Here is a 2479-nt window from a genome sequence, read left to right as displayed (position 1 = left end):
AATTCGGAAAAAAGAAGAGGGTGGATGCGCCCTGGGCTCCAGCAGAAGAAAGGCCGATGTGCCTTTTTCTAGTCTCTGATTTTCTCCGTCTTTTCTTACCTCTTACCACAAAAGTTTGTCGATTGATCAAACCAGATGTATATAGGAAGGTCAACATTTCCAGCGGTGAAAAATGTACAAAGGGGACGAGCATGGATAGATTATTCAAAAAATAACAATAGTGTTTCCATATCATCTGTGAACACTTCTAAATTTATCCCAATTTTTTCTTTTCACGGAAATATGTTCATTTCTACATCAAGGAATAGTGGTTCGGACGCTTATTCGGGTGGGATTGTTGGTGGAGAATTAATGAGTTCTGAAATAATTTTTCGAAGAGGATGCCAAAATTACAATGGCCCTGATATTTACTGGCAGGTAATTGAATTCTATTAAAAAGGGTGAGGTGGTTGCCTTTTTATGCAGAAATAGACGAAAATGGAATTGTTTCTGGTGTATCGGAGCTGTGATGATGGGGATGATCGACATTTACGCACAGCTTGAAGAGATTAAAAAACGACTCCATGCAGGGGGAGTATAGGATATGGAATATGTATTTTATCGGTCGATTCTACGTGGAAACATTGCAATTGACGATGTGCCGGAACATAAAAAAGAAGCTGTTAGGACCTTGTTGAATGCCGATGAGCAAAATCAGTAAGGTCTTTTTATTTACCGTTGTTTCCGGTTGTTTCTGGCTACTATTGCGCTACCTGAAAGGAGGTGAACAAACGATGGCATTGATTGCAACGACATTGATCGTACGAGGCAAAATGACTTTTGCTGAAGTGCTGGATAGTTTAAAGGACAAGGTTCATCAGATGCTTGGTGACTTAGATATGGGAGAATTAGCTGAATAAGCGCTTTTCCTAATAGCAGCATTTGTTTTGCTACCCAAAATACCTCAAAGTGGGTATATCGCTTGAGAGTAGAATACAGTACATTAAGGGTGCCCGTTGTAAAAAGAAACAAAAAACTTTCTTCTCGTTGATGGAACGCCGTGTGCTATGAAAGTGGCCCGCACGGTGTAGGTCCGAACGAAAACCCATAATATAGATAAGGGTATAAGTCGGGAATAGCGGAAAGAAAATCAATGATTTTGCTTCAGCAGGTTATTACACAGGTCAGGATTACGGCAATGCTATAGATTTTGTATTCACTATTCCTCAAGGAGCTACAGAGATAAAACCCCAATTCTCCGTAGATGGAGGAGTAACGTGGCAAGCTTCAGAAAAATTCCATATTTGGGAAGCAGGGTCTGGAGATAGCCGTAAGAACATGATTCGCGTCGGAGGATTAACTAGTAGACAAACGTATCAATTTAAGCTTGTTATTATCGGTGGGGAATATGAAGGAGAATCCAATATCGTCACAAAGACTGCTATGTAACCATCAACCGTTACCCTTAGGAGAAATAAATCCTAAGGGCTTTTTCTTTGGAGTCGTATACGTGACTCCTGTTCTATTTCACGTCAGAAAGGCGGTGAGGGGGGGATATGCCAGATGTAAAAACAGCACAGCAGATTGCAGAATCCCAGTATGCATTTGGGATTCTTTTTGTCATTCTCTTTCTTGTTTCCATTACTGCTGTAGCCTTTATTTTTAAGGACTTAAAACGGGAGAACAAGGAAAGAGAACAGGAGTTAAAAGACTTGGTTGCTGAACAAAAACGCGAAAGCAAAAAACGTGAGGCCAAGCTAATGGCCCATCTCGAGGGAAACCAATGTCAAATATGTATGGGTTGAAATTAAACAACTGAAACGGAGTGGAGAACATTGAGTATCAAAGGAATCGACGTATCACATTGGAACGGAGTGGTTGACTGGAATAAAGTTGCTGCTGACGGTGTGAAATTCGTTTTTCTAAAAGCCAGTGAAGGGACAAGCTTTGTAGACAAGACGTTTAAAACAAATGCTTCTAATGCACTAGCAAATGGAATTCGTGTCAGTGCCTATCACTACGCAAAATTCGGTAATGTTACAGAAGCGAAGGCAGAAGCACAGCATTTCTTGCATAAAATCACATACCCACTTGTTTTAGACCTGGAAGAGAATAAGAAAAAAGCAAGCAAAGCCGTTTTAACGGATGCTGCTGTCGTCTTCCTGGATGCCATCGAAAAAGCAGGTTATTTTGCGGTGATTTATGCTGGGAAGTCGTTCTTAGAAACGCAATTAGATGAAAAGCGTCTGAATCCGTATGATAAATGGATTGCTTGTTATAACTCCTTCCTTGGACGTAAAGTAATGAAGTGGATTATTATGTATCGTCCAATAAAAACACATATTACCAATCTGAAATCTTTCCATTTAGATTCATAGACCTATTTTATGAAATTGTGGAACATTAGGGATTATATGGAGTATGCATGATGAGAAATACGTCTCAGATACAAGGAGGATTACAGTTACACGCCTGTTGATTATCCATAAGGTGAAAGAAA

4 protein-coding genes are annotated in these 2479 nt (G+C 39.9%); all 4 read left to right on the top strand.

Going from position 1 to position 2479, the window contains the following annotated elements; genetic code table 11:
* A partial coding sequence (locus HMPREF0083_RS29155) for a hypothetical protein (protein WP_021624965.1) occupies window positions 1-215 on the top strand: 215 nt, incomplete at its 5' end.
* 558 nt (window positions 216-773) lie between these two features.
* Window positions 774-899: a hypothetical protein gene (locus HMPREF0083_RS29895; RefSeq protein WP_262360716.1), complete on the top strand. Its 126-nt coding sequence runs from the start codon at window positions 774-776 to the stop codon at window positions 897-899.
* Window positions 900-1535: 636 nt separating this feature from the next.
* Window positions 1536-1784, top strand: a complete 249-nt coding sequence (locus tag HMPREF0083_RS25860) for a hypothetical protein (RefSeq protein ID WP_021624962.1) — start codon at window positions 1536-1538, stop codon at window positions 1782-1784.
* A gap of 30 nt (window positions 1785-1814) precedes the next feature.
* A complete protein-coding gene (locus HMPREF0083_RS25855; protein WP_021624961.1) occupies window positions 1815-2357 on the top strand; it encodes a glycoside hydrolase family 25 protein in 543 nt (180 codons plus the stop codon).
* Window positions 2358-2479: the final 122 nt, after the last annotated feature.

The sequence above is a fragment of the Aneurinibacillus aneurinilyticus ATCC 12856 genome, from assembly GCF_000466385.1.
Lineage (GTDB): Bacteria > Bacillota > Bacilli > Aneurinibacillales > Aneurinibacillaceae > Aneurinibacillus > Aneurinibacillus aneurinilyticus.
Note: the sequence above shows the minus strand (reverse complement) of the source record. Positions and strands in the feature narration are given on the sequence as shown.

Bases quoted from the DNA above. Each gene is read 5' to 3' on its own strand.
- HMPREF0083_RS29895 (WP_262360716.1), top strand. From the start codon at position 774: ATGGCATTGATTGCAACGACATTGATCGTACGAGGCAAAATGACTTTT.
- HMPREF0083_RS25860 (WP_021624962.1), top strand. From the start codon at position 1,536: ATGCCAGATGTAAAAACAGCACAGCAGATTGCAGAATCCCAGTATGCA.